Raw genomic sequence first — 6,595 nt, 5'->3', positions numbered from 1 at the left:
TGTTTCAATTTTTTTCTCTGTCGGTGCACCGTGTGGTAGGGCAGAGCGCGTACCTGAGGCAACAATCATATCAAATGATGCGCCATCTGCACCATTTTTACGCATATGTGATTCAAGCTCAAAAGCAATTTCACGTTCTGTCACGCCAGGCTTAATAAACGTCAGAATATGCGTGAATGCCTCATCTGAAATCCATGCAGCTTTCTTAATTAATTCGATTTCATCAGGTGTTTTCGTTAGGCGTATTGCTTCAACAAGCAGTGACATCGGCTGTAAGGTAGCCTTAATATTTGCTGTTAGCATACGATATGTAGCGAATGAGACATGCTGTTCTTCAAATGCAAGTGTTGTAATATTTTGCTCTTTCAGCGAGGCATTAATAACATCATATACGTGTCTCGGGTCAATTTCTTGCACTGTAAAATCAGGGCATTGTGCTGTGGCTTGCTCTGTGTAACGGAAGTCCACGAATAATTTGGCCTCAGTTTGTGTGACGAGAACCGCGCCCTCACTTCCTGTAAAATTTGTTAAGTAGCGGCGGTTTTGATCGCTCATTACGATGAAAGCCTCAACATCTTGCTGTTTTAAGATGAGACGTAGCTTTTCTAAAATAGTCATGAAAATTCCTCCCTTTAGCATCACTATAGCGCGAAAAGGTGGCGTCAACAATGATTTTTTTGAAAATTAAAAAATCGCACCGCAGTACGATATTTTTAAGCAAAGCAGCCTTTATTAAATAAATACACATCTCCCGGTTCTTCAAAATTATCAAAGCGAGGATTTAATGCTAAGCCAAGGGCCTCCGCCGTTTTAATCGACGAGATATTATTATATTTCGTACGCGCGACAATCTTAGGATTTGTATCAATTGTATCGTGAATATACTGTAGTACAAGCTCATTAGCCTCTTTTGTATAGCCCTTCCGTGTATAAGCTGTATCTAATCGATACGCTAAATTAAAAATACGGCCATTTTGCCAATCACGGTAGCGCACACCGCACATACCAATCACGTCATTAGAGGCCTTTTCAATCATAATAAAATAGCCAATTTCGTCACGTTTCCAGTCATCCATCCAGTTTAGTAACATCTCGCGGGTTTGTTCTAGTGACTCATGTGGCCCACCTGGGTTGTAGCGATTTGTGGAAGGATCAGCATGAATACGATGCATTGCTTCTAAATACTGTAAATCAGGTTGTACGAGCTTCAATCGATTATTTTCTAAAATGACCATGTGAAAGCCTCCTATCATTATCCATTCTATTCCCAAAATCAAATAAAATTATGCGATTTTTTTCTGGAATTTATATTCGCTTGCTATAGTCCTATAGTGAGGAGGAGAACAAATGAAAAAATTATTAAGTTCGATTACAGATTTTGTATCAACGAAAAAAGGTATGTGGTTGACCATCCTTATTTGGCTTGTCGCAATGGTCGCGCTAAGTGGGGGTAGTTCAAGTATTTACAACGTCTAAAGGAACCATTTCTGTAGAAGATGTGTCGACTATTTTAAAAGAAATTAAGGATGAAATGCTAGATAGTTCAAAAATGCTATCACGTTGATAGTATTTTAAAAGAGACTGGCACATACGTGTAAAAACAATATTTCCTATGAGCATATAAAAAACCGGAATCGCGCGGTGGCGCGGTTCCGGTTTTGTGTTGTGAAAGCTAAAAAGAAACATGACGTGTTTTGTCCAAGTCTCTTTTTTATGTGGTTATACTTTAAATGCGCGAATCTCTTCATTTAATTGCTGCGCATGATTACTTAATTCCATCGCGACCTGACTGATTTGCTCCATCGTCGCTTTTTGCTCTTCCATTGAATCAACAATGACATGAATACTTTGAGAAGCCTGTGATGCCCCACCAGAAATGTCTTGAATAGAGGCGGCTACTTGCTCAGCACCTGCAGATAATTCCTCAGATGTTGCAGAAATATCTTCGATTTGTGCGGTCATTGTCGACACAGCCATTGAAATCGTATCAAAGGATGTATGTGCCTCCTCAATTACATCAACACCCTGTTTTACAGAGACAAGGGACGCTGCAACCGCTTTTTCAACATTCGCTGTATCTAGCTGAATCTCGTCCGTTAAGCGTTTAATCGAGTTCGCTGATTTCTTCGATTGCTCTGCAAGTTTTCCAACTTCTGCAGCAACAACTGCGAAGCCCTTCCCATGTTCGCCTGCACGTGCCGCTTCTATTGAGGCATTAAGTGCAAGTAGGTTCGTTTGATCGGTAATGTCTGTAATAATTTTTGTCATCGAAGCAATTTCCACCGTTTGTGCGGAAAGCTTCGTCACTAATTGACTAACTAAATCTGTCGAATTATTAATGTCTGTCATTTGTTTACTTGCATCGCTCACTGTCGCAAGCCCTTGTGAAGCTTGATTACTTGTATCTGATGCCGATTCGTTTAATGTTTGGGCAGATTCGGCAATGCGTTGTACGCCTTGAGCAGTTTCGTCCATTGCATAAGCACTTTCATTCGATGCTTCAACAGATGAAGAAGCACGCGCTGCAACCGTTTCGACCTGTGATGTAATTTCGTCGCTCGTCGCACTTACTTCTTCTGTGCTTGCCGACAATTCTTCGGCTGCTGCGGATAATTGCTCTGCATTCATTTGTAAATTTCCTACAAGATGATGAAGGTTATTTTTCATTTTATTGACACTTATCGCAAGCTGACCAATTTCATCTTTTGCGTGTACGGGAATATCTTGCTGTGTTAAATCTCCATCGGCGACAATATTTACGAGCTTGTTTACATTCGTCAGTGGGTTCACAATATGACGACGAATATACACGATAAAGAATAGCGTAATCACGATACTGATAATTAATGAAATACTAGCTGTCCATTTTGTCGACGAAATCACAGAAGTTGTTTCATCTGCAATATCGGTTAGTTGCTGATTTTGATACGTTCGCATTTCATCCGCAAGCTTTACCAAATGCCCATTTGAGCTTGCAATATCCTCTACAACAATTCGTTTTGCCTCACGCTTATTTTTTTCATTAATTGCAGTGATAAAGGCATTCATTTGGTCATTGAATTCATTATTGTATGTATTCAATTCCCTCCATTGCTGTTTGACTGAGGAAGCCATTAAATAATTTTCTAGCTCTGCAATGGAATCATCAACACCCTTTGCGCTAGCAGCTAGTAGGTCACGATTACTTTCTGAGTCCTCGATAATAATGGCACGCGCATATAAACCTTGTTTATACAAATTAATCATAATTTCATCAAGTAATTGTACTTGTACAATCCTATTTTGGAAGGCCTCGTCTGCTTTTTTATCAATAGAGACGACATTAATAATCGCAAACGAAATCGATAAAAACATAATAATCAAAATAGAGATAAAGGCCAAATTTAATTTTTTACTAACACTCATTGGATTTCCTCCTTAAAGTAATGATTCGATTGCTTGTTCAATGTCTAAAATTGAATCATCTGGCTCAAAGCGATGCACAACATGTCCCTGACGATTTACTAAAAATTTTGTGAAGTTCCAGCGAATATTCGGCGCGAGTAAATAGTCAGGATAATTTTTCTCAATATGAGCGTACAACATTTGTTGTTGCATATTGTCACGAGGCATGTCTTTGCAAGATATTTCATGCTTTAAATAGTGAAATAGAGGATGTGCCTTTTCGCCGTTTACCATCACTTTATCAAAGACTGGATAAGAGACACCATATTGTAATTTGCATTGTGTGGCAGTCGTTTGACTATCTTCTGGATTTTGTTCACCAAATTGATTGCAAGGAAAGGCTAAAATAGTAAAACCGCGGTCTTGATAACGTGTATACAGTTTTTGCAAATCTTCATATTGATATGTAAATTGACACTGGCTAGCTGTATTCACAATAAGCATGACTTGTTGCTGATACGTTTGCATTGATAAAATCTCATTATTGGGCTTTTTTACCAAGTAATTATAAATACTCATAAAAGTCTCCTCTTCTCTCTACTAAATTAGTTCTAATTATATAGGTAATAAAACTAAAAGACTATATGTATGCTAGAAAAAAGTAAAAGATATTGAAAGGGTACAAGAATATGTCACAAATAAAAAAGAAGAATCGCCATAAGTGGGATTCTTCTTTCAAAACGATTGAATTTTAGAGCAATACAATGCTTTTCATAACGAATACGTACGTCGATACCGCAGCAATAAAGCCGAGAATAAACGTGACATAAGCTGGTATTTGACGAATAAGAAATGACATCAAAAAGATACAAAGACTAATCGTCGCAAGTGATAAAAAGGCGACGGCCACACCAGAAAATGCAAAATTCATGACTGTGTCTCCGTCAATTGCCGCTCCACCATGCAACCACTGGAATACAGGAGATACCATCGATTGTGTTAGCTCATGAACAGGCGGTTGTTGCTGTGTAAAGAAAGCGGTAATGATTAAAATAATCATTAAAAATGAGCTTTCGATACGAACCCATGGAAGCGGGTTAAACGGCATGTCTCGTTTTAACATAAAACGTGCAATAATCATATTGGCAAAAGCTAATAAAACAATTGGCACAACAAACATATGCTTTAAGAATAACCCTTGACCATAATTTGTTAGCCATGATGTAACATAGCTTGGCACAAGGACACCCATTAAAATTAAGCCACTAATGATGATCGTAAATAAGCTAGCTGCTGCGACAATTGAAAACCATTTTAAGAATGCCAGCCAATTAGCTGTATTTTTTGCAAAAAAGCTCACAACAAATAATGTTCCTACCCAAACACTCATCGCAATCGTATGTAAGAAATCGCTGATGATGCCTGTTGTAAAATTCATGGATGTCGCATGACTTCCCCAAGCGAGCGTCATCATCAAGATGACCATAATCAAAAGGCCAAAGCGGGCAAACATACCGCGTGCGACTAAAATAATCAGCATAATAGAAAAGGCGAGTGTCATCACCCACGCGAGTCCTACCGTTGTAGAAGATAATACAAGCAGTGTAGCATCTAAGTAGCCAATACGTGCGCCAAGATTAATAATGACTTCAATCACTGCAACAAAAGATAGTATAGGAATGGCAACCGCGCTAATAAGTAGCCATTTTTTCGGTACAACGATTTCAGGACGCTTTTGTGCAGGCACGCTATAAAGCACAAATGTTCCTGTTAAAATCGCTAGACAAATATAAAGGAATGCTTGAGAAATTTCGAGCATTATTTTTTACGTAATAAGAAGAATAAACCGCCGCCAATCACGACAACTAATCCACCGAATACAGCTGCTAGCATGCCAACTGATGGACCAGTGACCTCTTCCTCAGTTGGTGTAGCTGGTTTTTCTTCTTTTTCTTTCGTTTCTACTTTTTCTTCAGTAGTAGTTTCTGCTGCTTTTTCTTCCTTCACTTCTTTTGCATCAACAGAAAATGAATACGTGCCTTCTACTGGATGACCGTCAGCGCTTAATACATTCCAATCAACCTGATAGTCGTCATTTGCAAGGGGCTTGTCAAATGAAGCAGTCATTTCAGTATTATGAATTGTTAAATCATTTGATTCGACTTCTTTGCCTTTTGAATCTGTTACGGTAATGTCGCTCCCTTTTTCAATTTTGCCGCTAAAGGTAATAGACACTTCATCAAGTGCCTTTTTTACGACTTGTCCATCTGTTGGATTTGAGTCTGTTAATTCTGAATGTGCAAAAGCAGGTAAGCTCATTGTTGTTGTCACAATGGCTGCTGCTGCAACGGGCATAAAACGTTTCATCATGTTGTTTACCGCTCCTTTTAGTTTAGCTATTATTCATCATCTATTGTACAAGAAAATCATGAACTATTTGTGAAGAAGCACTCACAAATGGAGCTCATAGTGTAAAAAGTATCTCAATTTCACACGGTTGTCACAAAACCTACTGATTGACAGTCATTCACACTATCCGTTACGATAGAGGGAAGTAGAAGGGAGGCGCATACATGGCTGACAAAAAAGAGCGTATAATCGCTGCAGCACAGGAAGTATTTTTAACGCAAGGAATTGATAATACAAAAGTATCTGATATTGTGAAACTCGCAGGTATTGCACAAGGGACTTTCTATTTGTATTTTCCCACGAAGGCAGCAGTTATGCCTGAAATTGCTAAGCAGGTAATTGTTGAGATTCTTGCGTATTTGCAACAGGAGACAAAAAAGTCATCATCTGCAGCGCAACAGCTAAATGACATGATTGATGCGATGATGCGCTTTAACCTTGAACAAAAGGATCGATTACAGCTTTTATATGCAGGCCTTGCAAAAAGTGAGTATATTCGTGAATGGGAAGACATTTACTCTCCGTTTTATGATTGGATGGCTCATTTAATTGTGCGAGGTCAACAAGAACAATCAATGAATGCGGATATGGATGCATTTAGTACAGCACGTATTTTAATCGGGACTATTGAATCGACAGCAGAGCAGCTTTATTTATTCGATGATAAAGTAGATGAAGCATTTGCTACACAACAAATTCGTACCCTAAAAACGTTTGTCCACCGCGCATTAGGTATTCAATAAGTTGAATACCTATATTTTTAACACAAAAAATGACTACGAGTCACTTTTTTAAAAATTTG

At 38.5% G+C, this 6,595-nt stretch carries 8 protein-coding genes; 2 read left to right on the top strand and 6 right to left on the bottom strand.

Annotation, left to right across the window (positions count from 1 at the left end; genetic code table 11):
- Positions 1-618, bottom strand: a 618-nt coding sequence (locus KTHG_RS14010; protein WP_139994858.1) for an aminopeptidase P family N-terminal domain-containing protein, incomplete at its 3' end; no start/stop codon positions are given.
- A 95-nt stretch (positions 619-713) separates the two neighbouring features.
- Positions 714-1,235, bottom strand: a complete 522-nt coding sequence (locus KTHG_RS14005; protein ID WP_186439620.1) for a GNAT family N-acetyltransferase — start codon at positions 1,233-1,235, stop codon at positions 714-716.
- A 112-nt stretch (positions 1,236-1,347) separates the two neighbouring features.
- Here KTHG_RS14005 and KTHG_RS21930 point away from each other — a divergent pair, with 112 nt between their 5' ends.
- Entirely contained in the window at positions 1,348-1,476 is a 129-nt protein-coding gene (locus KTHG_RS21930) for a hypothetical protein (protein ID WP_255411542.1), read from the top strand.
- Between the two features lie 243 nt (positions 1,477-1,719).
- Here the strand turns inward: KTHG_RS21930 and KTHG_RS14000 are convergent, their stop codons facing one another.
- From KTHG_RS14000 to KTHG_RS13985, 4 genes are all read right to left on the bottom strand, one after another.
- Positions 1,720-3,405, bottom strand: coding sequence for a methyl-accepting chemotaxis protein (locus KTHG_RS14000; protein WP_139994454.1), 1,686 nt, complete (start codon positions 3,403-3,405; stop codon positions 1,720-1,722).
- Positions 3,406-3,417: 12 nt separating this feature from the next.
- A complete protein-coding gene (locus KTHG_RS13995) occupies positions 3,418-3,963 on the bottom strand; it encodes a glutathione peroxidase (RefSeq protein WP_139994452.1) in 546 nt (181 codons plus the stop codon).
- Positions 3,964-4,135: 172 nt separating this feature from the next.
- Complete coding sequence (locus tag KTHG_RS13990; RefSeq protein WP_139994450.1) at positions 4,136-5,203, bottom strand: copper resistance D family protein; 1,068 nt, start codon at positions 5,201-5,203, stop codon at positions 4,136-4,138.
- A complete protein-coding gene (locus KTHG_RS13985) occupies positions 5,203-5,754 on the bottom strand; it encodes a copper resistance CopC family protein (RefSeq protein WP_139994448.1) in 552 nt (183 codons plus the stop codon). The genes KTHG_RS13990 and KTHG_RS13985 overlap by 1 nt, the downstream gene beginning before the upstream one ends.
- 203 nt (positions 5,755-5,957) lie before the next feature.
- Here KTHG_RS13985 and KTHG_RS13980 point away from each other — a divergent pair, with 203 nt between their 5' ends.
- Positions 5,958-6,536, top strand: coding sequence for a TetR/AcrR family transcriptional regulator (locus KTHG_RS13980; protein ID WP_139994446.1), 579 nt, complete (start codon positions 5,958-5,960; stop codon positions 6,534-6,536).
- The last annotated feature ends 59 nt before the right edge of the window (positions 6,537-6,595 follow it).

This window comes from Kurthia sp. Dielmo (genome assembly GCF_000307285.2).
In the GTDB taxonomy this organism is placed as follows: Bacteria; Bacillota; Bacilli; order Bacillales_A; family Planococcaceae; genus Kurthia; species Kurthia populi.
The sequence above is the reverse complement of the archived record's forward strand: the minus strand, read 5'-3'. Positions and strand labels throughout refer to the sequence as shown.